General features: G+C 32.6%; 25 protein-coding genes. 16 read left to right on the forward strand and 9 right to left on the reverse strand.

The features are described 5' to 3' along the window. Positions 1-94: 94 nt before the first annotated feature. Positions 95-514: a CBS domain-containing protein gene (locus JJQ60_RS06410; protein ID WP_201917843.1), complete on the reverse strand. Its 420-nt coding sequence runs from the start codon at positions 512-514 to the stop codon at positions 95-97. Positions 515-865: 351 nt separating this feature from the next. Here JJQ60_RS06410 and epsC point away from each other — a divergent pair, with 351 nt between their 5' ends. From epsC to JJQ60_RS06450, 8 genes are all read left to right on the forward strand, one after another. After that, positions 866-1,660 carry a serine O-acetyltransferase EpsC gene (gene epsC, locus JJQ60_RS06415; protein ID WP_394369535.1) on the forward strand — a complete coding sequence of 265 codons (795 nt, stop codon included), beginning with the start codon at positions 866-868 and terminating at the stop codon, positions 1,658-1,660. After that, the gene (cysM, locus tag JJQ60_RS06420) at positions 1,660-2,544 is read left to right on the forward strand and encodes a cysteine synthase CysM (protein ID WP_201917845.1); all 885 of its coding nucleotides are present in this window, start codon (positions 1,660-1,662) and stop codon (positions 2,542-2,544) included. Before epsC ends, cysM begins: the two co-directional genes overlap by 1 nt. A 90-nt stretch (positions 2,545-2,634) precedes the next feature. Beyond that, positions 2,635-2,994 (forward strand): hypothetical protein, encoded by a 360-nt coding sequence (locus tag JJQ60_RS06425; protein ID WP_201917847.1) that lies wholly within the window; start codon positions 2,635-2,637, stop codon positions 2,992-2,994. A gap of 188 nt (positions 2,995-3,182) precedes the next feature. Beyond that, positions 3,183-3,560, forward strand: coding sequence for an EthD family reductase (locus JJQ60_RS06430; protein WP_236669054.1), 378 nt, complete (start codon positions 3,183-3,185; stop codon positions 3,558-3,560). Between the two features lie 63 nt (positions 3,561-3,623). Beyond that, positions 3,624-4,154 carry a hypothetical protein gene (locus JJQ60_RS06435; protein WP_201917849.1) on the forward strand — a complete coding sequence of 177 codons (531 nt, stop codon included), beginning with the start codon at positions 3,624-3,626 and terminating at the stop codon, positions 4,152-4,154. 444 nt (positions 4,155-4,598) lie between these two features. Continuing rightward, entirely contained in the window at positions 4,599-5,351 is a 753-nt protein-coding gene (locus tag JJQ60_RS06440) for an SGNH/GDSL hydrolase family protein (protein WP_201917850.1), read from the forward strand. Positions 5,352-5,509: 158 nt separating this feature from the next. Continuing rightward, positions 5,510-7,627, forward strand: coding sequence for a DNA helicase RecQ (gene recQ, locus JJQ60_RS06445; protein ID WP_201917852.1), 2,118 nt, complete (start codon positions 5,510-5,512; stop codon positions 7,625-7,627). Positions 7,628-7,633: 6 nt separating this feature from the next. Beyond that, entirely contained in the window at positions 7,634-8,665 is a 1,032-nt protein-coding gene (locus JJQ60_RS06450) for a 2-dehydropantoate 2-reductase (protein ID WP_201917854.1), read from the forward strand. Between the two features lie 32 nt (positions 8,666-8,697). Here JJQ60_RS06450 and JJQ60_RS06455 read toward each other — a convergent pair whose 3' ends face one another. Both JJQ60_RS06455 and JJQ60_RS06460 read right to left on the reverse strand, forming a co-directional pair. Beyond that, the gene (locus JJQ60_RS06455) at positions 8,698-9,336 is read right to left on the reverse strand and encodes an MOSC domain-containing protein (protein WP_201917856.1); all 639 of its coding nucleotides are present in this window, start codon (positions 9,334-9,336) and stop codon (positions 8,698-8,700) included. A gap of 5 nt (positions 9,337-9,341) precedes the next feature. Next, a complete protein-coding gene (locus JJQ60_RS06460) occupies positions 9,342-10,130 on the reverse strand; it encodes a tRNA pseudouridine synthase A (RefSeq protein WP_201917858.1) in 789 nt (262 codons plus the stop codon). A 149-nt stretch (positions 10,131-10,279) separates the two neighbouring features. Here JJQ60_RS06460 and JJQ60_RS06465 point away from each other — a divergent pair, with 149 nt between their 5' ends. Together JJQ60_RS06465 and JJQ60_RS06470 are read left to right on the forward strand one after the other, a co-directional pair. Continuing rightward, positions 10,280-10,657, forward strand: coding sequence for a LysM peptidoglycan-binding domain-containing protein (locus tag JJQ60_RS06465; RefSeq protein ID WP_201917860.1), 378 nt, complete (start codon positions 10,280-10,282; stop codon positions 10,655-10,657). 304 nt (positions 10,658-10,961) lie between these two features. Then, positions 10,962-11,327: a hypothetical protein gene (locus JJQ60_RS06470; protein ID WP_201917862.1), complete on the forward strand. Its 366-nt coding sequence runs from the start codon at positions 10,962-10,964 to the stop codon at positions 11,325-11,327. 1 nt (position 11,328) lies between these two features. Here the strand turns inward: JJQ60_RS06470 and cmk are convergent, their stop codons facing one another. Next, the gene (gene cmk, locus JJQ60_RS06475) at positions 11,329-12,027 is read right to left on the reverse strand and encodes a (d)CMP kinase (protein ID WP_201917864.1); all 699 of its coding nucleotides are present in this window, start codon (positions 12,025-12,027) and stop codon (positions 11,329-11,331) included. Positions 12,028-12,403: 376 nt separating this feature from the next. On the opposite strand from cmk, the gene mreB reads away from it, so the two are divergent. Continuing rightward, the gene (gene mreB / locus JJQ60_RS06480; protein WP_201917866.1) at positions 12,404-13,444 is read left to right on the forward strand and encodes a rod shape-determining protein; all 1,041 of its coding nucleotides are present in this window, start codon (positions 12,404-12,406) and stop codon (positions 13,442-13,444) included. Between the two features lie 54 nt (positions 13,445-13,498). Here the strand turns inward: mreB and lon are convergent, their stop codons facing one another. Continuing rightward, positions 13,499-15,949: an endopeptidase La gene (lon, locus tag JJQ60_RS06485; protein ID WP_201917868.1), complete on the reverse strand. Its 2,451-nt coding sequence runs from the start codon at positions 15,947-15,949 to the stop codon at positions 13,499-13,501. A gap of 221 nt (positions 15,950-16,170) precedes the next feature. Here lon and JJQ60_RS06490 point away from each other — a divergent pair, with 221 nt between their 5' ends. From JJQ60_RS06490 to JJQ60_RS06510, 5 genes are all read left to right on the forward strand, one after another. Continuing rightward, positions 16,171-16,719 (forward strand): RNA polymerase sigma factor, encoded by a 549-nt coding sequence (locus JJQ60_RS06490; protein WP_201917870.1) that lies wholly within the window; start codon positions 16,171-16,173, stop codon positions 16,717-16,719. Then, positions 16,716-17,276, forward strand: coding sequence for a hypothetical protein (locus tag JJQ60_RS06495; RefSeq protein ID WP_201917872.1), 561 nt, complete (start codon positions 16,716-16,718; stop codon positions 17,274-17,276). The genes JJQ60_RS06490 and JJQ60_RS06495 overlap by 4 nt, the downstream gene beginning before the upstream one ends. Further along, on the forward strand, positions 17,257-18,351 hold the full coding sequence (locus tag JJQ60_RS06500; RefSeq protein ID WP_201917874.1) for a DUF4097 family beta strand repeat-containing protein: 1,095 nt from the start codon (positions 17,257-17,259) through the stop codon (positions 18,349-18,351). Before JJQ60_RS06495 ends, JJQ60_RS06500 begins: the two co-directional genes overlap by 20 nt. 39 nt (positions 18,352-18,390) lie before the next feature. Continuing rightward, positions 18,391-19,125, forward strand: a complete 735-nt coding sequence (locus JJQ60_RS06505; protein WP_201917876.1) for a head GIN domain-containing protein — start codon at positions 18,391-18,393, stop codon at positions 19,123-19,125. Between the two features lie 146 nt (positions 19,126-19,271). After that, complete coding sequence (locus JJQ60_RS06510) at positions 19,272-20,009, forward strand: tyrosine-protein phosphatase (RefSeq protein ID WP_201917878.1); 738 nt, start codon at positions 19,272-19,274, stop codon at positions 20,007-20,009. On the opposite strand, the gene JJQ60_RS06515 is transcribed toward JJQ60_RS06510, so the two are convergent. The 4 genes from JJQ60_RS06515 to JJQ60_RS06530 all read right to left on the reverse strand — a co-directional run bounded on the left by JJQ60_RS06515 (position 20,006) and on the right by JJQ60_RS06530 (position 26,468). After that, entirely contained in the window at positions 20,006-22,363 is a 2,358-nt protein-coding gene (locus JJQ60_RS06515; RefSeq protein ID WP_201917881.1) for a GumC family protein, read from the reverse strand. The genes JJQ60_RS06510 and JJQ60_RS06515 overlap by 4 nt on opposite strands. 5 nt (positions 22,364-22,368) lie before the next feature. Then, positions 22,369-23,160, reverse strand: a complete 792-nt coding sequence (locus tag JJQ60_RS06520; protein ID WP_201917883.1) for a polysaccharide biosynthesis/export family protein — start codon at positions 23,158-23,160, stop codon at positions 22,369-22,371. 246 nt (positions 23,161-23,406) lie between these two features. Continuing rightward, positions 23,407-25,338, reverse strand: a complete 1,932-nt coding sequence (locus JJQ60_RS06525; protein WP_201917884.1) for a polysaccharide biosynthesis protein — start codon at positions 25,336-25,338, stop codon at positions 23,407-23,409. After that, the gene (locus JJQ60_RS06530; protein WP_201917886.1) at positions 25,335-26,468 is read right to left on the reverse strand and encodes a DegT/DnrJ/EryC1/StrS family aminotransferase; all 1,134 of its coding nucleotides are present in this window, start codon (positions 26,466-26,468) and stop codon (positions 25,335-25,337) included. The genes JJQ60_RS06525 and JJQ60_RS06530 overlap by 4 nt, the downstream gene beginning before the upstream one ends. Positions 26,469-26,721: the final 253 nt, after the last annotated feature.

Here is a 26,721-nt window from a genome sequence, read left to right on the forward strand (position 1 = left end):
ATATGTGATCTTCTTCGTAAAGTAATATTAACAATAAAAAAAGGAAGTAAAACACTTCCTTTTCTAGTTTTAAAACCTATGAATCTCTAAATTGTTAAAATTGGCCCAACAAATAGTTTATTAAATCGGTTGTCGTTACGATACCTTTTAGCTTACCATCATCTACCACAGGTAATGCATGAAATTCTTTTTTAGACAAAATCTCGGCAACTTCCTTAATTGTAGTTGAAGAAGTCACGCTGACCAGGTTTTTTGCCATAACCTGCTCAATTGTAAACATACCATAAACTACAGTATCAATATCTTGCTCACTTTCATTTACGGCATCCGCAAAACTTATCCGCAATAAATCAGTATAACTTAACATCCCAATTATCGTATTGCCATTTACCACTGGAATATGACGTATCTTATTTTGTTTAAAAAGCATTTCTGCTGTTTCCAAACCGTTAGTTTGATTTAATGTTATTACATCAGAGGTCATAATTTTGGAAACCGGTGTTCTTTTTTTCATCCTACTAAATTTAAATTCTGTAACAAGATAGAATCAAAATCATATAATTATCATGACAAATATCAGTGTATATGACTCAAATAAATATTTATATAAACCTAATTATATGCTTAGAGTTTTTAATTATAATCTAACAATTAGGAGTATTTCGATACTGATAGTTATCTGTAGAGAATTATAGCAATAATAAGATTATAGAGTAAAACAATTCAAAATCCAACTAAAAATTATGAATAAATCTAATTTTAAAGCACCAGTTGTTATAATTATTTTAAAAATGCAAGGATTTATAACTTATTAAGACATATATATTCTTTATTCTATATATTTACTAGAGTTTTCAAAAAAACAATGATGAGCAAAGAACGAGACGAAATTATTGCTAAAATCAAAGAGCAAAAAAAGAATCCAAATCTAAAGCTGAAGCTGAAAGAAAGAACCGAATATTTTACCAACTTACTTTTCTATACTTTATTTGATACAGATACTGAAGTTGCCAAAAATATAGATCTTCTTGAAGTTACTTTTGAAGAACTCATTAATCTTGCTTGTTGGGAAACCGAAAAACCGTGTAGTAAACTATGGCAATCCTACCTAGAAAAATTACCCGGTATACTGGAAAAGTTAAATCTGGATGCACAAGCATTTATGAAAAGTGATCCTGCGGCAAATTCTATAGAAGAAGTGTATATGGCATACCCAGGTTTTTATGCTATTGCCATATATAGACTAAGTCATGAACTACTGAAGTTCGGATTACCAATGGTACCTAGATTAATGACAGAATATTCTCATCGATTAACAGGAACAGATATTAATCCTGGAGCAGAAATAGGAGATTCATTCTTTATAGATCATGCAACTGGAATTGTTATTGGCGAAACCGTAATTATTAAGAATAATGTCAAAATATACCAGGGAGTCACACTTGGAGGGTTGTACGTGGATAGAAAACTTCGAAATGTAAAACGTCATCCAACTGTAGAAGATAATGTTACCATTTATGCTAATGCTACTATACTGGGCGGTAGTACAATTATTGGCGCTAATAGTACTATAGGAGGAAATGCATGGATTACTTCTTCAGTCCCAGAAAATTCAATTATTTCTAACACTGCAGAAATTAAGATTAAAAAAGTTGTTTAATGTCACATAGCATTTTAGACCTTATTGGAAATACGCCTCTAGTTAAGGCTTCTTCTTTAATTGATAATCCTAACATTACATTATACTTCAAACTTGAAGGCCATAACCCCGGAGGAAGTGTAAAAGATCGTGCAGCACATAACATGATTAAATCTGCATTAGATCGTGGCGATATTACTCAGCAATCTAAACTTATTGAAGCCACAAGTGGTAATACAGGAATAGCTTTAGCTATGATTGCCGGGATTTTTAAGTTGGACATTGAGCTGGTAATGCCAGAAAACTCTACTAAAGAACGGGTACAAACCATGCGTGCCTATGGCGCAAAGGTTACACTCACTTCTGAAGATATTGGTATCGAAGGAGCTCGAGACTATGCTGAAGCTAAGGTGAAAAAGGAAGGATATGTAATGCTCAACCAGTTTACAAATAATGACAACTGGAAAGCACATTATAAAACAACGGGACCGGAAATATGGAGAGATACCAATGGTAAAATAACTCATTTTGTATCTTCAATGGGTACCACTGGAACGATTATGGGCACATCAACATATCTCAAAGAGCAATCTAGCGATATCCAAATTGTTGGGGTGCAACCAACAGATGAATCCAGAATCCCCGGAATTCGTAAATGGCCCAAAGAATACTTACCAAAAATTTTTAATCCGGATAAGGTTGATCAAGTCATTGAAGTAAGTCAGGAGGAGGCAACCACAATGGCAAAAAAATTAGCTAAAGAAGAAGGGGTTTTTTCTGGAATGAGCAGCGGTGGTGCAGTAACAGCAGCCTTAAAATTGGCCGAAACTCTTGAAAGTGGCGTTTTGGTTGTAATCATTTGTGATCGTGGTGATCGATATTTAAGTTCTGACTTATTTGAATAATTTTTTGTTCTTTTCTTTTCATACTTGTTCCTGTATTGGAATTACTATCTTTATGTAATTCATTAAAGTCGAATTGAAAATAACCTAACAATGAATTCAAAAGACTTAGTACAACAATGGTTTAAGAAATGGGAAGAAGGTGATTTTTTGAATTTACCAATCTCAGAAAAGTTTAAACATACTAGCCCATTTGGAGTAATTGATGGAAAAAAAAATTATATCAACCTCGTTCAAAATAATAAAGATAAATTTTTAGGATATCGTTTTAATCTACTCGACGAAATATATGAAAAAACTAAGGCCTGTGTTCGATATCAAGCGATTCAAGGGGATTTCACACTCGATGTAAGTGAATGGCATTATTTCAAAAAAGATTTGATTGAACAAATTGTAGCCTATTACCATATTGGAGAAATTCAAGAAGACAGAAAGCTTTCGGAGCATGAGTAAAAATATAGCTAGAATAGTGATAAAATGATCTGGCAACCTTTTCTCATGACACTAGCACAATGAATAAAAAAATAAATACATAGTCCAAAAGATCCATTAAAAAGTAGTAGCTTTAAAAAACATAGACTTTTTGTAAATCATTAAATATCAACAAAATGAAAATCAAAAGTATCTTCCTAACCCTTGGAATGATTGTATTTCTTAGTGGTTGCCAACAGGCGGAATCAACCGATACTGCAAAAATTAAAACGGGAATGGTTAAAGTTACGATTCTGTATCCAAACGGAGATGGAAAAACATTTGACATGGACTACTATTCCAATACACATATGCCAATGGTTGCAAACGTATTAGGCGACTCTTTAAAGCTATTCAAAATTGACAAGGGAATTTCAGGCAGAACACCTAATGAACCTATACCCTATTTGGCCATCGGATATTTATACTTCGATACACTTTCGGCTTATCAAAATGCTTTCGGCCCCAATGCAGAGAAAATTGTTGGAGATATTCCGAACTATACCAATACACAACCCATAGTTCAAATCAGTGAGATTGTGGAATAAAGCTATACATTTAAAAATGTATCATCACAAGACCCTTTTGCCAAATAAAACATGATTAATCATATGAAAAATATAGTTGTACTATTATTTCTAATTGGAATTCAATTCAAAGCAATTTGCCAAATTGATACACTTTCCTTAAAAACAATTGACGGAATTACGAGTAAGATGATCGAGTTAATTTCTGGAGATATTGGAGAAGATAGAAACTGGGAAGAATATAGGAATTTGTTTTTACCAACAGCTCAAAAAATTTCACTAGTTCAAACCAAAGAAGGAAAATCAAAAGTAAGAGTAATGAACCTAGAGGAATTTGTTAGAAAGGTTGGTCCATTCTATTCCAGAGATGGTTTTAAAGAATACGCAATCGGATTAACCGTTAATGAATTTAATGGAATAGCAACCGTGTTTCAGAGCTATTACTGTAAGAATCTAATTGGAACCTATGAAAAAAGAGGAATAAACAGTTACCAATTGGTTTTTCTCGAAAACAGATGGTGGATTGCAAACACTTTATTTACTCCCGAAACTGAAGAATCCAAAATTCCAGACAAATATCTTTTCAAAAAATATAAAGTTACAGAAGGTAAATAGCTGGCAGATCTAGCTATTCTATCAGTGCCCATTATTTTACTCTTATAAGTAAGTCAAAAAAACTTACCTGGTTTCAAAAAATGAAACTGATTACAAAGTTCAAAACATTAGTATTATCATGACTAATTGTTCTGAATCGTTAGAATAGCTTCAGACATATTATCTAAAATACAAACAATTGCGCTTTACTTTTCAAAAATTACAGTGCGATTTTTTTGTCACATTACTCACATCCATAAGTCTTTTTATCTAACAGCTTGGAAATAGTTCTGCTTTTGGAAGCTACTTTCTTTTGGATCATAACACAAAGTAAACCTATTAAAAAAGTAGAGGTAGTTAACTTTTCCTAAATGAGTATTCTTCTAAAAAGCGTATAATAAAAAAGAGTAAGTCACATTATTCTAAGTTGTCTCTACTTAATAAAGACATTAAATACAATATATAATGAAGACTAAAATATTTAGATTAATTATTCTATTAATATCTATTAACTTATTGTCTTGTTCTAAAGATAACAATACTGTTCCAGAACCTATACCAACCCAAATAATAGGTGAGGGAATAAAAATATTGCCTTTGGGAGATTCCAGAGTTCAAGGATCAAGTCCAGTTTTTGAAAGTTATCGATATGAGTTATGGAAAAATCTGGTTGCTAACAATTGGACTTTTGATTTTAGCGGCCCTCTTATTGATGGAATTCCAAATCCTAAATTTATGGATAAAGAATTTGATACAAATCATTCGGGAGTTGGTGGTTTTAAAACTGAAGATGTATTAACCAATATTCATCAAATTATAGAAGATGCCGGTGTCCCCGATGTTGTATTATTAGGAATAGGTACTAATGATCTCTTAAAAGGTGTTAGTGTAAAAAATGCAATTATAAATATTCATAGAATCATAAACATTTTACAAAAACACAATAAGAATGTGACTATTTTCATAGAACAAATAGCTCCTGGAAGGTCTGATTTTATGACTCCTCAAAGTACTCTTGCATTTAATCTGTTTAACCGTCAAATAAAAAAGGTAGCTCAAATGCAAACAACAGACACTTCGAAAGTAGTGGCAGTAAATATGGCTAAAAGATGGAATGATGAGTTCATGGCTGATATTGTACACTATAACAAAACTGGTGCAAAAGTAGTTGCAGATAGATATTACCGTGCCATCGAACAATTTATAGAAAAGCAATAATTTAATAACTTCTCAGTTTCAAAAAATGAAACTGGTATTTCGTATACTTTCGGCATTACTAATCTTAAACCGTGAACAGATTCAGCCTTAGAAAATCTAATTTGTCTTAATACCACACTTTGTTTATTTTCCAATGCTATTTTTGTTCCTTTGTATTTATGCCAGAACAACCACATATTTTAGCAACGTTAAAAGAGTATTTTGGATACGACAGTTTTCGCCCGCTGCAACAAGAAATTATCGATTCCATTTTTGCGGGCAACGACAACCTTGTAATCATGCCCACCGGAGGTGGAAAATCAATTTGTTATCAACTCCCAGCCTTATTGCTGCCAGGTATAACTTTGGTAATCTCACCACTAATTGCCTTGATGAAAGATCAAGTAGATGGTTTGCAAGCTAATGGTATTAAAGCTGCGTTTGTAAATAGTAGTCAGACCGAGAATGAACAACATAGTATTTATCAAAACCTTATTGATAAACAAATCAAATTACTATATGTAGCTCCAGAGAGTTTATCTTTTTTAGACACAATACTTTCTCAAATTGAAGTTAGTTTAATTGCTGTAGACGAGGCGCATTGTATATCGGCTTGGGGTCATGATTTTAGACCTGCATATACTCAATTGGGATACTTAAAGAATAAGTTTCCAAATACACCATTAATAGCCTTAACTGCGACAGCAGATAAAGCAACACGACAGGATATTTGTGATCAACTTAATATCTCTAATGCCACACAACATTTGGCTTCGTTTGATCGAAAAAATCTTAGTTTAGAAGTAAGGCCTGGAAATAAAAGAATAGAGCAGATTCTTAATTTCTTGGACAATAAACCAAACGATAGTGGAATCATTTATTGTTTAAGCAGAAAAGCTACAGAGACCTTGGCCGAAAAATTAAGAAATCAGGGGTATAATGCAGAGGCATACCATGCTGGAGTTGTACATGAAAAAAGAGCCAAGGTGCAAGAAGATTTTATTAATGATTCTATACAAATTGTATGTGCAACGATTGCCTTTGGCATGGGAATTGACAAATCTAATGTACGTTGGGTAATTCACTATAATTTACCCAAAAATATTGAAGGTTATTACCAGGAAATTGGGCGTGCAGGCCGAGATGGTTTACCATCTTCCACCCTATTATTTCATAGCTATGCAGATGTAGTGCAATTACAAAAATTTGCAGACATGTCTGGCAATAAAGAAGTGCAATTGGCAAAACTGGATCGCATGAAGCAATATGCAGAATCCCTGAGTTGTCGGCGCAAAATTTTGCTAAGTTATTTTGGTGAGTTAATTGAAAAAGACTGTGGAAATTGTGATGTTTGCTTAGATCCACCAACTTTCATTGATGGAACCATCATTGCACAAAAAGCATTATCAACGGTAACTCGAATCAAAGAGCAAGAACCCATAGGGACTGTTATCGACGTACTAAGAGGTGCTCAAAATGCAGCGGTATATGATAAAGGCTATCAACAACTCAGAACATATGGTATTGGCAATGATATCTCTTGGAGAGATTGGCAGCAGTATATTATTCAATTAATAAATCAAGGCTATTTAGAAATCGCTTTTCATCTAAACAATAAGCTAAGGCTTACAGAGCGCTCTAAAAAAGTATTATTCAATAATGAAAAAGTAAGTCTTTCGCATCTAAAAGAATTTGAAAAAATAAAAGCAACACATGTAGAGCAAAGTAAGAAAACAAAATCCAATACTTTATTTGACAATCTACGTGAGCTTAGACTTAAATTGGCAAAAGAGGCCGGTATACCTGCTTATCAAATTTTTAACGATGCTACTTTAAAAGAGATGGAACAGCATAAACCTACAACAGATGAAGAGTTTTTGCAAATTAGTGGTGTTGGTAAGCAAAAAATGCAAAACTATGGATATCAGTTTATCAAAACCATAATTGATTATTCTGCTCAGAAGACAAAGAAAAAACCTCAAAACAAAGGCAACACTCATAAAGAAACATTGGCACTCTACAAAGAAGGGTTATCAATTGAAGAAATTGCAATACAGCGGAAGTTAGCCGCTTCTACTATTTTTTCACATATTATGAAATTATATAACGAAGGAGAAGATATCGACCTTAATATGTTTGTACAGAAACAAGATATAAAAGCAATACAACAGGCAAAAGAAGAGCTTAATCATCCCGATGGTTTAAAACCATATTATGAATATTTTGAAGGAGCTATTGATTACAACACTATTAAACTGGCATTGGCTATTTTAAAAAAAGGAACGTCTAATACTTAGTTATTCATGCAAACACATATCGTTTTTGGAGCCGGATTAATTGGCTGCTTTTTAGGAGGCGTACTTGCTTCTTTAGGGAATAATACTAAATTAGTGTGTCGCCCTCACATCAAAAAAAAGCTCAGTAATGGATTGAAGCTTACCGATTATTTAGACAATGCTGCGTATGTAAAGAATCTCGATTTTCTCGATCCCGAAGATTTAATTGAAAATACCGAAAATAACTTTACTGATTTTTTATGGGTAACCGTAAAATGTACAGGAGTCGATAGAGCGTGTGAGGATATAAGTCCGTTAGTTGGTCCAGATACCATTATCTTATGTTGTCAAAATGGATTGGGTTCTGATCAAATTATGAAACAAAAGTACCCGCAAAACACTATTCTTAGAGTCATGGTACCTTTTAATGTTGCCGAAATTAAACCCGGGCATTTACATCGCGGGTCTGAAGGAGCCTTATCTATTGAAGTATCTCCAGGAACTGAAGAGGCTTTAACAAGCTTAGTAAAGCAACTAAATACCGCTATAATGCCCGTTACTCAAACCGATGAAATGCAGGCATTACTATGGGCAAAACTGCAGTTAAATTTAGGAAATAGTGTAAATGCATTGGCTAACATCCCCGTAAAAGCAATGTTACAGCAAAGAAACTATCGCCTGGTGATTGCCGAATTAATGAAAGAATTACTTTTAGTGACCAAAGCACTTGATATCTCTGTACCAAAGGTAACGGCATTACCAGGTAAGTATTTACCTTTTGTGCTTCGTCTACCTAATTTTTTATTTAATTTGGTTGCAAACAAAATGCTGGCTATAGATCCTACAGTAAGAACCTCTATGTGGTGGGATTTATCTCAGGGTAAAAAAACCGAAATCGATTATTTGAATGGAGCTATTGTAAATACTGCAAAAGATCTAAACATTACTTGTCCTGCTAACAATAATATCATAACCCTGATTAAAAATATTGAAAATTCGAATGAACAAAACCAAGGTATTCTGGCTTCAGAACTTCTCAGCAAAATTCGAAATCACTAGATTTATATGTAAAGATATATTGAGACTAGATGTTAATTTTGTTTTTTGAAGTATTTCTTATCACTATCCGATACTAAAGGATCGTTTAGAGCTTTGTTCAGTAACTCAGTATGTTTTTCTTCTTCAAAATGAAACATAAGTGTATTTAGTTCAGCAATAGTTATTCCAGCAAAATTCTCTTCCTCAATTATAAATTCATCATGAACCCTTACAAATCCAGATTTAAGAACTCTAACATATACTCCTGAAAGCAAAGAATCAATAAACTGCTTTATAATTCCTTGATTTCCAAAACGAATGCCTAATTTATAACAGGGTTGCCTTGGACGTGAAATCTGAACGATTGCTTCACCTAGTTTGTAGATAGAACCAACTTTAATTGTATGTTCGTCAAACCCAGCTACTGTAAGATTCTCTCCAAACATTCCGTGATTCCAATCTAAATCTGGGTATTTTTCTTTCCAATATGGGTAATGGTCAATGGCATATAGATAGCACGCTTTATCTATTCCACCATGATACCTTTTATCAATTACATGGTCTCCACTCACATCTTCTTTATCTAAATAAATGGAGGTGTTCACTGGGGATTTATAGATCCCCGTTTTAACCTCTTTACCACTCCAGGAAATAATTTTTGGTTCAGCGATATTAGTAGAAACAACTTTCATGCAATTTATGGTTTAAGTACGACCGAATTTAATATCAATCCAGATCCTGGTACTATATGTTCTAATACAATTTCTTCGGCATCGGGATCAAGAGTTTGCTGTATAAAATCTAAATCTATTTTTCCTTTTCCTAAATCGACCAATGCCCCCATCATTAAGCGTATTTGATTTCTTTTAAACCCTTCGCCTTTCACTTGTAAAAGATAACTATCTTCTGGAAAAAAATTGGCTGTATACACATCATTTTTTTTGATTGCACAATAAAGGATTTCACCTTCCAGTTTTGTATTTTCTGAAGGCCTATGGCAATACGATCTGAAATTGTGTTTTCCTTCAAACAACTTTGCTGCTTCTTGCATTTTAGCAATATCAAGTTCCTCCATTATATTATACATAAAAGGAGCACAAAAGGGATGAAATTTTTCTCCACATGAAAATAAATATAAATACTCTTTGATTTTAGGTGACTGTATGATGTTAAAATGCTCATCAGTCTCTTCGATATGTAACGCTCTTATATCTTGTGGTAAGTTTTGATTGAACAAAGGATAGAAAACATCGAGATCAATAGGTTTATGATCTACAAATAGTTCAACATACGCATGATTTGCAGATACCTTTGCATCGGTTCTTCCTGCCGCTAATATTTTAAAATCATTGTGTTTTAAAACATAATTTAGTGTTCTCTCTACCATTCTTTGTAGTGTATTAACCTTTGGTTGTTTTTGCCAACCATGATATCTAAATCCTAAATATTGTAATTGAATAAGATAGTAGAAACGCTTTCGAAACATTGATAAAATATTAAAACCTATCCGAATATAGATAAATTATGCATTTCAACGATTATTTAATGATTATTAATCTAAAGATTTTATAAAAACAACGTGGTAATTTGTTATATTTGAGTAAATCAATTTAATAATTTAAAATCAACTTAGTTATGGTAAAAGCTAAATATCAAGGTGTTCTTGACTTAGGACAAAAGTTAAATATCCAAGATGGTGATGTATCTGAAGATAACGGGACACTTAAAATAAAAGGGACAGCACAAACTCAATACGAAAAAAATCAACTTTGGGATAAAATTAAAGAAATAGGTGGTGAATCTCCTTCTGATATTGTTGCAGATATTAAAGTAGCTGATACTTCTGTATACCATAGACATACAGTAAAAAGTGGAGAATCCTTAAGTAAAATTGCTAAACATTATTATGGTGATCCAATGAAATATAAAGCCATTTTTGAAGCAAATACAAATATTCTTAAAAATCCAGACGTTATACATCCTGATCAGGAATTAATCATCCCTAATCTATAAAAGATAAATTTTACTTATCGTATAAAAAAGATCACTTTAGAAGGTGGTCTTTTTTATTTTCACAGTATACAATTCAAAGCTTTTGGAATTAATAATTACCTGAGATGTTCCTCATAACTCTTTGATTAATTCTTATCGAAAAACATTGTTTACCAGATATTTATCATCTTTAATTCAAATTTATACTAGTATTTTTTAACAAAATTGTGTATTTCATCGAAAAAAAGCATTATTTTTGTAATAAACATAAAATAATTACGGTTTTGCCGTAATTTTGTTGCAATAATTGATAATCTACTGATGTATGAAAAAATATCTACTTATAGTTTTTATACTTTTTTCGGCCCCTCATTATGGACAATCTTTATCAAAAACCTCAATTATTTATGAGGCAAAGCAGCAAGTTGTAATGAATAACGGTAAATCGTATCAAATACTTATCGAAAAGCCTTTTTATGAAATCGCTGATACTACTATACAAAGGCACAAACAAATTGGAGATGACTTATTACGACTAAATCGTATCTTAATTTTAAAAAACAATAATGAGCATATCAAACTCATTGAGTGGTCAAAAGAAAGGATTCGATTTTATCAGTCTAAAGAGATTATTGATTTTGATTTTGAAATGAAAAATTTTTCAGGAGCAAATATGATAACCAAAGATTAAGTTAGGCTCTTGCTATGGCTGTTTTAGCCAGTTGTAAAATTTGCTCAAACTGCTCTTGCAAAGTAAGATTTGAATTGTCAATTTTGATAGCATCCCCAGCTTGTCTAAGCGGAGAGTCTTTTCTGGTACTATCTATATGATCTCTGTTAACGACATTTTTTAAGACATCTTCATAGGTAATGTTTTCATCCCTTACCTTAAGTTCCAAAAACCTTCGTTCTGCCCTATCCTTGGCTGTCGCTGTCATGAATAATTTTAGTTCTGCTTTTGGAAAAACAACCGTACCAATATCTCTTCCATCCATTACAATTCCTTTCTCTACCCCCATTTGATGTTGTTGTTCTACCAATTTTTTACGAACTTGAGATACTGCGGCTATTTTACTTACATGTTTTGAAACGTCTAATGTTCTAATTTCATGTTCTACATTCTCTCCGTTAAGCAAAACTTCTGCAATTCCAGTCTTTGGATTTACTTCAAATCGGATATTAATTTCTGGTAATACCTCTTCCAACTTATCTTCCTCAAAATGATCTGCTCCAATAAACCCTTTTCTCATAGCATATAATGTAACAGCTCTGTACATTGCTCCAGTATCCACATAAATGTATTGTAATGCCTTTGCCAATTGTTTTGCTACGGTACTTTTTCCAGTTGAAGAATGACCATCAATAGCTATAATTATCTTTTTATCGCTCAAATTTCAGAATTTTATTACAGAACACAAGTATACTCATATTCTTCAAAAATCAAAATTAAATGAAACTACTATGAAAAGGTAGCCTAAATCGAAAAAGTTATAACAAATTTTAATATCGCATTCAAAACCTATAATTTCCCCGTTTTTTTTGTCTTGATTCAATAAACAAAGTGTATCCAGGTATCGTACCAAATTAAGTACAATCAAAACACATAAAATCAAACAGAGGTATACAAGTAAAAAACTTCAAGAAATACACAATAATTACACTTTATCGAAGTTATTAAACCTTTAAACGTTTATTACATGACTAGAAGTTACTTTTAATACCAGATCCCCCGAGATCTACAACATACATTAACCAAATCACAAACTTATGGGCTTCCTTGATTTTTTAACAGATAAGATTGCAATAGATCTAGGTACATCAAATACACTTATTACACACAAGGGTAAAATTGCAATAAACAATCCTTCTATCATTACCATAAATCAAATTACAGGAAAAATTATTGCTGTAGGGCGCGAAGCTGGAATGATGAGAGGTAAGATCAATAAGAATATTAAAACCATTTACCCTTTTAAGAATGGAGTGATTTCTAATTTTGATGCTTCAGAAAAGATGTTAAAAGCATTCATTAAAAAATTATCATCAATCAATGCTTCCGTTTTTTCTACATCATATAATATGATCATTTCTATCCCTTGCGGAAGTACCGAGGTAGAAATGAGAGCAGTAAAAGAATCCGCAAAACGTCTTAATGCTAAAAACGTTTTTCTTATCCATGAGCCAATCGCGGCTGCCATTGGTGGAGGTATCGATGTCTTAGAACCTAAAGGTAATATGGTCGTTGATATTGGTGGTGGAACAACAGAAATTGCAGTAATTTCTCTAGGAAAAATTATTAGTGGACAGTCTGTAAAAATAGCAGGAAACACTTTTAACGAAGACATAATACAATATATCCGCGAATCTAGAAATCTTCATATTGGAGAACATATGGCCGAAAGAATAAAGATTCAAATTGGTGCTGCTGTTGATTATTTAGAGGTTCCGCCAAAGAATATGGCCGTTGAAGGAAGAGATTTACTTACTGGAAAACCAAAACAAATCTCATTATCTTATACAGAAGTTGAAAAGAGTTTAGATAAATCTATTGCGCAAATAGAAAATTCTATTCTGGAAACCTTATCAGAAATCCCACCCGAGATTTCGGCAGATATTTATAACACTGGGATCTATTTGACAGGTGGTGGTTCTATGCTAAGAGGGCTGGATGAGCGATTATCAAGAGCAACAGATTTACCTGTTCATTTAGGAGACAAACCTTTAAAGTCTGTAGTTAAAGGTAGTGATATTGTCTTAAAAAACCTTGATAAATATTCAGTCGTTTTGGTCGAAAAGATGAGAAGATAAATTCTTAAAAACTAAATAAAAAAGCAGAACGTAACGTTCTGCTTTTTTATTTAGTTAAAGTTTTTTGGCATTTTTGACTTTAGTCTTTGTTAATGCTAACTGTAAAACATCTCCCATATCTTTTACGTAATGAAATTTCAAACCTTTTAGATATTCAGGTTTAATTTCGTCTATATCACGTTTATTATCTGCACAAAGCAAAATCTCCTTTATATGTGCTCTCTTGGCCGCAAGGATTTTTTCTTTTATCCCTCCAACTGGAAGTACTTTACCTCTTAGTGTAATTTCACCAGTCATGGCAAGGCTTTTCTTCACTTTTCGCTGCGTAAATAGAGAAACTAAAGACGTAAGCATAGTTACCCCTGCGCTAGGTCCATCTTTAGGCGTAGCGCCTTCAGGTACATGAATATGCACATTATATTTGCCAAAAATATCTGGATTAATACCTAATTCATCTGCATTCGCTTTTATATACTCCATTGCAATAGTTGCAGACTCTTTCATTACTTTACCTAGATTACCGGTAATGGTAAGGTTACCTTTACCTTTAGACAAGATTGATTCTATAAACAATATATCTCCTCCTACGCTAGTCCACGCTAATCCTGTAACTACACCTGCAACTTCATTATTTTCATACTTATCACGCTCTAATTTTGGAGCACCTAATACTTCAATAATGTCTTCATTAGTCACTTTAATATTATACTTCTCTTCCATCGCTATATTCTTAGCGGCAAAACGAACCATTTTGGCGATTTGTTTTTCTAAACCTCTCACCCCAGATTCTCTAGTATAACCTTCTACTATTTTTTCGAGTTGTGGTTTCGCAATTTTTAAATGAGAAGTATCTAAGCCATGTTCTTCTAACTGTTTTGGTAAAAGATGTTGCTTTGCAATCTCTACTTTCTCTTCAATAGTATATCCTGTTACATTAATGATCTCCATACGATCTCTTAATGCAGGTTGTATCGTTCCTAAACTATTAGAAGTAGCAATAAACATTACCTTGGATAGATCGAATCCCATTTCGAGGAAATTATCATGAAACTCTGAATTCTGTTCAGGGTCTAAAACCTCTAACAAGGCCGAAGAAGGATCTCCTTGATTACCTACAGACAATTTATCAATTTCATCTAAAACAAATACCGGATTACTAGTGCCAGCTTTTTTAAGACTTTGTATAATCCTACCCGGCATTGCACCGATATATGTTTTTCTATGACCTCTTATTTCAGCTTCATCTCTTAGTCCTCCTAATGAAATTCTTACATATTCTCTACCAAGTGCTTCCGCTATAGATTTACCCAAGGATGTTTTACCAACACCTGGTGGGCCATACAAACAAAGAATTGGAGATTTCATATCATTACGAAGCTTAAGTACAGCCAGGTATTCTATGATACGTCGTTTAACTTCATCTAATCCATAATGATCTCTGTCTAATACCTTTTTAGCGCGTTTTAGGTCAAACTTATCTGTACTAAACTCGTTCCATGGTAAATCCAGGAATAAATCCAGGTAATTGCGTTGTATAGAATACTCAGCAACTTGTGGATTCATACGTTGCATTTTGGCCAACTCTTTGTCAAAATGCTTTTGTATTTTTTCATCCCATTTTTTATCCTTACTGCGTACGCGCATCTCTTCTAACTCATCTTCATGAGATACTCCACCAAGTTCTTCCTGAATAGTTTTCATTTGTTGATGCAAGAAATATTCGCGTTGCTGCTGGCTCATATCGTGTTGCACTTTACTCTGAATAACATTTTTGAGTTCTAATTTCTGAAACTCAACATTCATGAACTTAAGAGTAGCTAATGCTCTTTCTTTTAAATCGTTAATTTCTAACAATTTTTGTTTTTCTTCAACAGGAAGATTAAGATTAGAGGACACAAAATTGATTAAAAAAGAATTGCTTTCGATATTCTTAATTGCAAATGATGCTTCTGAAGGAATATTTGGGCTTTCTTTAATAATTTCTAATGCAAGATCTTTAATCGAGTCAATTATAGCTCCAAACTCTTTGTTTTCTTTAACAGGTCTTGCTTCAGGTACTTCACTAACTTTGGCTTTGATATATGGATTTTCTTCAACGATTTCATTAATTTCAAATCGTTTTTTTCCTTGTAGAATTACTGTAGTGTTTCCGTCAGGCATTTTTAACACCCTTAGAATACGAGCCACTACACCTACTCTATTAATATCTTTTAATGTTGGGTTTTCTACTCCTTCTTCTTTTTGAGAAACTACTCCAATAGTTTTAGTTCCATTATTAGCTTCGTTAAGAAGCTTAATAGATTTATCTCTACCCGCAGTAATCGGAATAACTACACCAGGAAACAAAACAGTATTTCGCAACGGTAATATAGGCAAGATCTCTGGTAAATCTTCTTTAGCAATTTCCTCTTCATCTTCTGGAGTTAACAAAGGAATCAATTCTGCATCTTGATCTATCTCCTGAAATGACAAACTGTCAAGCGATGTAAATTTGGTTTTTGTCATATGTATATCTAAAAGTCATTTTGTCACTACAACAAATAACTATTCTTTTTTAAATTAATATAAGCTATATAAAAAACCTTATATAACCTACTAAAACAGCAAGTTCTTTATGGTTTCTGTATTTATATTTCAATTGTTATGCCATAAACTTTAAAAAAAATATTTTAAAACTGTAACAAAACCATTCAATCTATATCTTTATGTAAAAGAAAATTATTTTTTTGACACTAACCCAACTAAATACAGAGCAATTAATAGCTAAATGCCGCAAGCAGGATCAAAATGCTCAGCTAGAAATTTATAATCGCTATTATAAAGCAATGTATAATACTGCCCTGAGGATTTTAAAAAACTCGGCAGAGGCAGAAGATATAATGCAAGAGGCTTTTTTAACCGCTTTTACAAAATTGCCTATGCTAACAGAAGATAAAATGTTTGGGGCCTGGTTAAAAAAAATAGTTATCAATTCGAGTTTAACCGCATCAAGAAAGAATGATATACATCGTGAGGTTTCATTAGAAATAGTCGAGTATTCCCTTTCAGAAGATGATGGAATTACAGAAGAAGATTTAAATAATGTAAAAGCAAATACAATATTAAGTACAATACATCAACTAAAAGATAGCTATAGCACTGCATTGTCACTACACTTTATAGAAGGGTATGATTATGAAGAAATCTGTCAAATAATGAATATATCATATTCTAATTGTCGTACGCTTATTTCGCGCGCAAAAGAAAGCTTACGAAAAAAAATACAATTTGTATGAAAGAGGATAAAGTAGATCAATTATTTAAACGTATGCAAGATCAATTAGACATACATGAACCTTCTGCTGATCATCAACTAAGGTTTTTAGAAAAATTGCAACAACAAAATAAAGTAATACCGTTGCAACCTAAAAAACGAAATTGGTATAAAGCTTTCGCTATTGCAGCTTCAATAGCAGTTCTGTTTGGAATAGCATTTACAATGCTACCGTCAAACACTTCTACAGAAGCTGAACTAGCAAGTGTTTCTCCTCAAATGCAAGAGACACAAAGTTTTTTCACTTCGGCCATTCAAATACAATTAGAAGAAATCAATAAAGTTTCTTCAGAAGAAACTAAAGAGTTAGTAACAGATGCTATGAAGCAAATAGCAAAACTAGAATCTGATTACGAAACTTTAAAAGAAGACCTTGTTCGTAGCGAAAATGATAAACGCGTAATCAGTGCTATGATCAAAAATTTTCAGAAGCGTGCAAATCTATTAGAAGAAGTGCTTCAAAAAATCAATGAAATTAATGAATATAAATTATCAAAAAATGAAAACTCTATACTATAAAATATTTCTACTTTTATTTCTGCCCTTACTAGGACTTGCTAATAATCATGGCGATTTAAAGGGGAAATATACCAAAGAAAAAACCTTAAAAAAGGAATTCTCGGTAAATAAAGATGCGTTATTAAAAATCAGTAATGATTATGGCAATTTAGATATCACTTCTTGGAATGAAAACCGTATTGTTATGGAAATTAGTATCAAAGTAAGTGGTAATAACGAGGAAAAAGTAATCAAAAAACTAGAATCTATTGATGTAGAATTTGAAGCCTCTTCTCAAATGGTTAGTGCTACCACTACATTTAGTAAAAACAATAGTTCTTGGTGGGATAAATGGACCAGTGGCTGGAGCAATGGTCTCAATATGAAAATTAACTATACGGTAAAAGTTCCTATTACAAACAAGGTAGACCTCAATAATGACTATGGTAATATAACCTTGGATAAAATTGAAGGCAATGCAAAAATTAATTGTGACTATGGTCAAATCATAGTTGGAGAGCTATTGGCAAACGACAATTATATCAATATAGATTATACTAATAATAGCTCTATAAAATATATGAAAACCGGTAAGATCAATGCTGACTATTCTGATCTAGAAATTGGAAATGGTGATGAAATTGACCTAAATGCAGATTACACAAAATCAAAATTTAAATCGGTGAAGCACTTAAACTACAATTGTGACTATGGTAGTTTATCAATTGAGAATGCTGATAAGGTTTTTGGGGATTCGGACTATGTAGGGATTAGGATTGGAAGTATCTCTGAAGACTTGAGTATCACTTCCTCATACGGTTCTATAGATGTGCAAGCGTTACAATCTTCTTTTAAAAATGTTACTATTAAAAGTAATTATACGGGCGTAGAAATAGGATATGAAAATGATTGTAATTTTAACTTCGATATTAAAACATCATATGGAGGCATTAATGTTGATGAAAGCATCAATGTTCAGAAAAAATACGTAAAAAGCTCCAAAAAAGATTATCAAGGCTATCACGGCAAAGCGGATAGCGGAGGAACCGTTACTATTTCTTCAAGTTACGGAGGAATCAAGTTACGACAAAACTAATTAAGAAAACACAACATTAATTCACTAATATTCAATCAAATGAGAACAGCAATAATAATTTTAAGTATCCTAATGAGCATTACAACTTCTTTACATGCGCAATGGTGGGGAAACGGGAAAAAAATAAGCGGTAATGGTGAAATGGCGACAAAAAACAGGAACATTTCTGATTATGATGTCATCAAGTTAAAAGGAAGCCTGGATGTATCATTAGTTTCTGGTACAGAGGGAGAAATAAAAATTGAAGGCGAAAGTAACCTTATAGAATATGTACTTACTGAAGTAGAGGATGGTGTTTTAAAAATTTATGTGAAGAAAGGGTATTACCTAAAAGTTTCTAAAGGTAAAAAACTTTTGGTAACGGTTCCGTTTAAGGATATAAGCAAAGTAACCTTATCAGGGTCTGGTGATATTTATAGTTCAGACACCATAAAAGCTACAAATTTTAAGACTGGAATATCTGGATCTGGTGACATAAAACTTAACGTAGAAGCACAATCTACCGAAGGGTATGTAACTGGAAGCGGAGATCTATCTTTAAGCGGAGCTTCAGAAAGTTTTGATTGTAAAGTTACGGGATCTGGTGATCTTGAAGCGTATCAACTAAAAGCCAAAGAAGTAGTTGCTTCGGTAACAGGATCAGGAGACATACATGTTACCGCAACATCATCTATTAAAGCTAGAATAACCGGATCTGGAGATATATTATACAAAGGAAACCCTGAACTAGAAGACAAGAAAGTATCAGGATCTGGAGATATTACAAGACAGTAACGGTCATAGAATTAAATTATAATTAAACTGTTTAGCGCTTCTCGGTTGCTAAACAGTTTTTTTTATGCATATTAATCGCTATTTTTACAATACTTACTAGATTTTGTAGTAAGGTATTATTTAATTCACCCCAATCAATAATTGCATTGCTGTTTTTAAACAAGAAAGAAATTCCATTTAGTGAGATTGTTCCTGAAAATTATGTTGATATTCATTCACATTTACTTCCCGGAATAGATGATGGGGTTAAAACGGTATATCAATCTGCATATATCATAGAACAGTTTGAAAAGATTGGTGTAAAAAAAATAATTACTACTCCGCATGTCATACAAGAAATATGGCCCAATACATCGCAAATCATACTTGATAAGTTAGAGCAATTAAAAATAATTCTTCCAACTTTAGGAATAAACAATATTACGTTACAGGCTAGTGCCGAATATATGATGGACGACTTATTCTATCAAAGAATAAAAGAAAACGATATTATTCCGCTACATAAAAATTACATTCTGGTAGAAATGTCAACTTTTAATGTACCTATTAATCTAAATGAAATCATATTTGAAATAAAACTAGCTGGTTACACTCCTATTTTAGCACATCCTGAACGTTATATGTTTTATAACAATGACTTAAAGAAGTTTGATGACCTAAAAGAAGCTGGGTTTCTATTTCAGTTGAACTTATTATCGCTAACAGGATACTATGGAGATCATATAAAAGCTTTTGCTAAAAAGCCAATAGAACACAATTATATCGATTTTACTGGTACAGATGTCCATAATTACCACCAATTAGGAATACTTGAAAAAGGTTTTAATCCAAACGTTTCTAAGAAAATCAATTCTTTAATGAAAAACAACTGTGTTTTCTCTTAATTCTTTTTACCGTAACCGTACCCATAATTATACCCTGCTTGATTTCCAGCGGCATTAAGTAATACAGCTACATTTGGCAATCTTTTGTCTCTGTAGAAATTTTCAGGCATTTGTAAGACTCTCTTATCTGTATAATTTTCTCGTACTATGTATATACTTAGGTCTGAAAAATGACTAATCAAAAGTGTATCAGCCACTAAACTAACTGGAGCCGTATCTACTACTATGTAATCATATTTACTCTCTAAATACTTAAACATTTTTTCAACTCTTGGTTGCATTAACAATTCTGCAGGATTTGGCGGTATCGCACCCGATGGAATAATGTCGAATAAGTCTTTATCTCTATCCGAATAGATTACATCTTCTGGCGTTAACGCATCATTCATGATATAATTGGTTAATCCCTTAGTATCTTTTCCGTTAGGTAAATCTAAAAACTTATGAAATTTAGGATCTCTTAAATCCGTTCCTAAGTAGACAACTTTATTACCAGAAATTGCTAATATTTTGGCCAAATTAGAAGAAATTAATGTTTTCCCCTCTCCAGAAATTGTAGAGGTAACAAAAATAACCTTCCCCATGCTTTTATTTGTACCGGCCATCAAGAAACCAAGATTTGTTCTTAAAATCCTAAATGCTTCAGCAATTGAAGATCTGTCGTTTTGAGAAATAACAATTCTTTTCTTAGATTTAACCTTAGGTATAGAGCCAATAATTGGCATAGAAAGCACTTTTTCCAAATCCTCTCTAGAACTTACCTTCACATTAAACAAATCAGATAAATAAATAACCATAAAAGGTAAAAGTAAACCAAGAAATAATGCCCCGGCATATATTACTTTTCTGTTTGGAGATATAGGATATGATCCCAAAGTAGATGCTTTATCAATTACTCTGGCATTAGATAGTGTAACATGACTCGTTATCTGGGCCTCTTCTCTCTTTTGCAACAAGTAAAGATAAAGTTGTTCTTTAATTGTTTGTTCTCTTTCTATAACTCTTACTTCCTTTTCTCGTATTGGAGCACTATACAACTGACCACTAAAATATTTGTCTTGTGTTCTAAGACTATTTAATTGAATATTAATTGAGCTTTTTAAACTATTTAAACTTCCGATTAAAACTTGTCGTAGGCCATCAATTTGCTGATCAATATTTACAACAACTGGATTTTGCACACTTGACGTTTTTAACAATCGTTTACGCTGCAGGATCAGTCCATTATATCGAGATACTGTGGTCGAAATTGTAGCATCGTCAAACCCCAAATTTGCAGGAACCAGATCAAATCTCCCATCCTGACTCAATACAAATCTACGCATAGATTCTATTAAATTAAGCTGAGTATTTAATTGCGCAATTTGTTGAACATTTCTTGTATCGATATCTGCAACTCTTTGCGTTTGGGCACTAATATCACTTGTTAAACCGTAACGAGATAAGTAGCCTGCCGCCTCATCATCAACTTCGGATAAGTCACCAGAAATAAGATTCAATCGTTCATTAATAAAATCAGCAGTACGTGCCGATATTTGTTTCTTATTTTCTATCGTAGCCTTATTATATTCTTCGACTAGATTATTAATGATATCTTTTGCTTTTTCTTTAACTGGATCGTTTAAAGAAAGTTTAACCGTAGACGAGTTTTTAAGAGGCAAAATCAATAACTTATTCCTGTATGCTTCAGTTACTAAGTTAACCGGAGTAATCTTAATTTTAATAATCTTTCCGATACTTGATTCTATATCATCAATGCTTGGTGTAATTACAATATCACCAATACTTTTATCATTTACTGTATTACCAAAGGCATGGCCACTTAATAATTTACCTTTTTCATCAAGAAATGAAAAAGATGTATTTGAGTCTATTCTAACATGAAATACTCTAGACTTGGTATGGACAATGGAATCATGTGATAAAAAGTTGATCTCTACCAAAGATTTTGGATAATTTTCTATCTCTAATATTCTACCTTCAGAGAAATATCGAACATTAAGCTTCAAATTATTAACAACATTTGTAATTAATGTTCTTGATTTAATAATTTGAACTTCATTAGATATAGTACTTTGCGTGTTATTTACAAGTCCTAAATCCTTAAAAGCTGCAAGTTCGGATTCGCTAATGTTATCATCTTGGGATATCATTATGGTAGATGAGATATTATACTGTGGAATAGTATATCTAACTTTAAGGTAAGCTAACGCCACAAAGATTGTAACGCTAAGAGCAAACCAATACCATTTTTTTAGATATTTTATAATTTGATCTCTTAGATTAAACCCAAATCCTGATGTTGCCTTAAATTCGTTATTTACAACTGGTGTGTTATTATTATTGGTAATCATGTACTTTATCTTATGATCAATCCTATTGTAGTTACGACAACACCAAACAAACTTAAAATAATAGCTAGGGTATTGCTATTCGCTTTAGACGTTCGTATTTGCGCATTATTTGGTTCAACATAAAGAACATCATTTTGAGCTAAGTAATATACTGGCGACTCAAAAATGGTTTTAGACGTAAGATCTACTCTATGGTATGTGTTCACTCCTTCATTTTCTCTAATTACCATCACATTTGCCCTTTTTCCTTTGATTGTTAAATCTCCAGCCATTCCCAGGGCTTCTATGATTGTTACCCGTTCATTTGGTATTGTATATGCTCCCGGACTACTTACTTCACCTAAAACTGTGATTTTAAAATTTTGAAGCCTAACACTCACAATGGGGTCATTAATATAGACTTTCAGTTTTTCTTTAATCATTTCTTTTGCTTCAATACGAGTCAATCCAGAAATCTTTAATTTACCTAAAACAGGAAAATCGATATTCCCTTCTTCATCGATAAGATACGTAGGTTCGCTAGAACCGCCACCGCCAGATCCAGTACTTCCTCCATTTTCTGCACCACCCGAGATAGATGATCCTCCCATAAGATTAAAAGGTCGCGCCGCATCCATATCTGATGCAGAAACTAATATACTAACAATATCATCTACTTTAAAAACAGGAGTAAAAGAATTGGTTGAAGCAATTTGTTCCAAATTTTCTGAATCCTGAAAATACACTACATCTCCAGGAACCTTACAGGAAAAAACTGAAATTAGCAATAGAAGTAAAAACAAAAATCTATATCGCATATCATTAATAGTTTAAAGGTAAATTTAGGAATAATGCACAAAAATATAACTTTATTTAGTTTAGCAATGGAATTTTGCCTTATCTGTTTCTATTTATTCCTTTTTTTTACACTAAACATAATAGTGATACAGTGAACATGTAAAAAAACACTTCACTGTTTGTTTATAGATAGCGATAATTAGTCTAAAAATCCCTTACACTTTTACAAAACTAAAATACACCTTACTCGTATTCCTTAAAAAGAATTAAGCAAGAATTTCTTGTTTAGTTTGCACAGTATCCTTATTAATTTTATCAATACTCTCGAAAGTAGAATTATTAGAAATGTATTCCGGTACAATTTCTTTTAATTTTCCAACAATCTGATGATCCTGATTCAGTAAATTCATAATACATAAATCATCTATTTTATCCTTTACATTTGCACAATCATTATCATCAAATCTACTGATCATAATTTTTTTGTGGTATGTAGGTAACGTATTTTCCGTATCAGCTAACAATTCTTCGTATAGCTTCTCTCCTGGTCTTAATCCTGTGATTTTGATATCTATATCCTCTGGATATCTAAGATCTGACAATCTTATCATTTTCTTTGCAAGGTCAAATATTTTAACAGATTCACCCATGTCAAAAATGAAAATCTCTCCTCCATTACCCATTGTACCTGCCTCTATAACCAGTTGTGAAGCTTCAGGAATTGTCATAAAAAATCGTGTAACATCCTTGTGAGTTACCGTTAATGGTCCTCCTTTTGCTATTTGTTTTTTGAACAATGGTATCACAGATCCATTAGAGCCTAAAACATTACCAAATCTAGTAGTAATAAATTTAGTCTTACTTGTTTTATGAAGACACTTGATATACATTTCTGCAACCCTCTTTGTGGCCCCCATAACATTGGTTGGATTCACCGCTTTATCGGTAGACACGAAGACAAATTTATCGACACCAAATTGTGATGATAAATCAGCCAGTTTTCGTGTACCCAGAACATTTATTTTTATAGCTTCGCAAGGATTAGCCTCCATTAAAGGAACATGCTTGTATGCCGCTGCATGAAAAACCATATTAGGTCTATACTTCTCAAAAATAGTTTCTACACGCTGATGATCACGAATATCTGCTACTATAGGAGTAAAATTAGTGATTCCTTTACTCAACAATTCTTGCTGCAAATCATACAATGGTGATTCTGCCTGATCAACTAAGATTAAATTTTTGTAATTATAATACGAAGCTTGTCTAACGATCTCACTACCAATAGAACCTGCTGCTCCAGTAATCATGATTACTTTATCATCGAGCTCTCTTTTGATATTTTGATTATCCATGTTAATTGGAGCCCGATCCAGTAAATCCTCGATTTCAATTTCTTTAATCTGTGAAACCTTTAACTTACCATCTATCCAATCATTAACAGCTGGTATTATTTTTACTTTTACAGGTAGTTTCAATAAATCATCAGAGATTTCAGATAATCTCTTTTTACTTATATGTGGTATAGAAACTATAATCTCTTTAATATTATTCTTAGTCAGAAAATTATTATTTACCGCTTTAGATGAGTATACTTTTATTCCATTTATCGTCTTCCCAATTTTTTGAGAATTGTCATCGATAAAACCAACGACGGACAAAGAAGATCTATTAGAATCATTAGTAATTGCAGCCAGTGTAATTAATCCAGAATCCCCTGCTCCATAAATCAATATTCTTGAAGACTCACCTATTTTCGATTTTACATAATAGTAGCAATATTTAAATATTAAACGACTTGTAGTAAGCGTAATAATATTTAACATATAATGTATACAAATTATCGAAACAGGAATGTTTAACAACTCTGGCATTAATGAAAGCCTACTAGAAACCATTAAAAACCCAGTTAGCGCAATTAAAACTGTAACCGCAAGGAACAGGTTATACGCATCTCGCATTCCTGTATGTCTTACCACTCCTTTGTAAGAGCCTATTAAAAGAAAACTTAGAGCTGACAAAGCCGCTACAACAGGAATTTGATATATCAAATTAGAGGTATCAAAATTAAGTGTAATACCAAATCTAATGATATAGGCTAAAAAGAAATTGAAAATAGTGATCACTACATCTATCAATAATACTAACCACTTAGATGCATGCTTATGTGAATTATTTATTAGGTAGTTCTTAATCATCTCAATATATTTTTAATAACTGATACAATTCTATATAAATCATCTTCTTCAAGATTTGACCCGCTTGGTAAGCAAAGTCCACGATCAAATAGATCATCAGAGATCCCATTGAGGTACGCATCACAATCCGTAAATACCGCTTGTTGATGCATGGGTTTCCATAGTGGTCTAGATTCAATATTTTCTTCTGCTAATAACAGCCTTATTCCTTCTCGTAGTTTATAGGAGCTCGTTTCAATACAGGTAAGCCATCTATTGGAATAATAACCCGATGGCTCCTCTAAAAATTTTATTTCTGAAGAATCTCCTAAATGTTTTTTATAAAAATCAAAATTTCTACGTCTATACTCAACATGAGTATCAAGCACTTCCATTTGACCACGACCAATACCCGCAGTGATATTGCTCATTCTATAATTATATCCAATTTCGGAATGCTGGTAATGAGGAGCTTCATCTCTGGCTTGAGTTGCCAAAAAAATTGATTTTTCTTTATGTTTCTGATGTTTAGATACGAGAGCACCACCACCAGAAGTCGTAATAATTTTATTTCCATTAAAAGAAAGAATAGCAATATCCCCAAAAGTCCCACACTTAACTCCGTGATATGAACTCCCTAAGGCTTCTGCACTATCTTCTAATACAGGAATTCTATATTCTGAAGCAATACGATGAATTGCTTCTACTTGATAAGGCATACCATATAAGTGCACTGCAACTATCGCTTTTGGTTTTTTACCTTTAGCAATTCTATCTTTGATTGCTATCTCAAGTTGCTCAGGACACATGTTCCATGTTTCCTTTTCGCTATCAATAAAAACTGGTTTTGCGCCTAAATACACAATAGGATTAGCTGAAGCCGCAAATGTCATACTTTGACATAGCACCTCATCTCCTGTTGTAACCCCTAATAACTTTAATCCAAGATGTAATGAAGCTGTACCAGAACTCAATGCTGCTACATGAACGTCATTATTTAAATAGGTTTCAATGTCCTCTTCAAATCCATTAACGTTTGGCCCTAGTGGGGCTACCCAATTTGTATCAAATGCTTCTTTTACGAATTTTTGCTCTGTTCCACCCATATGCGGTGAAGAAAGCCATATCCTTTTTGAATCAATTGCATTCATAATTTTCCCATTAATAATGAACAATAATTCTCTATTCGGTTATATATATAACAATAATATATAACCAAAAAACTTTTTCATGACAATCTAAAAAACGCTGGAAGAAGGGGGTAGAAACTTCCTTTTTTGAAATTACTTAAAATTTTATTTTCCTTGGCTAAAATAGCTCAGTTAAATCAATTTTCTATTTATTTTTTTACTTTTTAGATAGAATACTTAAAAATACGTTTAATGACTCATATTACTTTAAAAA

The sequence above is a fragment of the Aquimarina mytili genome (genome assembly GCF_016735115.1).
GTDB classification, from domain to species: Bacteria; Bacteroidota; Bacteroidia; order Flavobacteriales; family Flavobacteriaceae; genus Aquimarina; species Aquimarina mytili.